General features: G+C 63.6%; 1 pseudogene. It reads left to right on the top strand.

From position 1 onward, the window contains the following. Positions 1-615, top strand: a pseudogene (locus IAG03_RS14120) (IS256 family transposase); the annotation flags it as partial.

Here is a 615-nt window from a genome sequence, read left to right on the forward strand (position 1 = left end):
CGCTGCGAGCGCAGCGAGGCCCGTCAGGGCTATCGCAGCGGCCACTATGACCGGAACCTCACCACGACCTCCGGCGATGTCACGCTCCATATGCCGCGGCTCAAGGGCGTGTCCTTCGAGACGGCCGTCATCGAGCGGTATCGCCGCCGGGAGAGCAGCGTGGAGGAGGCCCTCATTGAAATGTATCTGGCAGGCGTTTCCGTGCGCCGTATGGAGGACATCACCGAAGCCCTGCGGGGCAGCAAGGTCTCGCCCGCTGCCGTCAGCGAGCTGAACAAGAAAGCCTACGTCCACATTGAAGACTGGCGGACCGGCCTTTGCAGGGCGGACGGTATCCGTATGTCTACGTGGACGGCATCTGCCTGCGCCGCAACTGGGGCGGAGAATACGAAAATGTCTCCATTCCGGCGGCAATTGCCGTGAATGAGGACGGGTTTCGTGAGGTCCTGGGCGCTGCCGAGGGGATGAAAGAGGACAAGGCCAGCTGGGTCAGCTTCTTCCAGTGGCTGCGCGGGCGCGGTTTGGACGGCGTAAAGCTCCTCGTCGGCGACAAGTGCATGGGGATGCTGGAGGCCGTGGGCGAAGTGTTTCCGGAGGCCAAATACCAGCGCTGCA

It is taken from the genome of Yeguia hominis (assembly GCF_014384705.1).
GTDB classification, from domain to species: Bacteria; Bacillota; Clostridia; order Oscillospirales; family Acutalibacteraceae; genus Yeguia; species Yeguia hominis.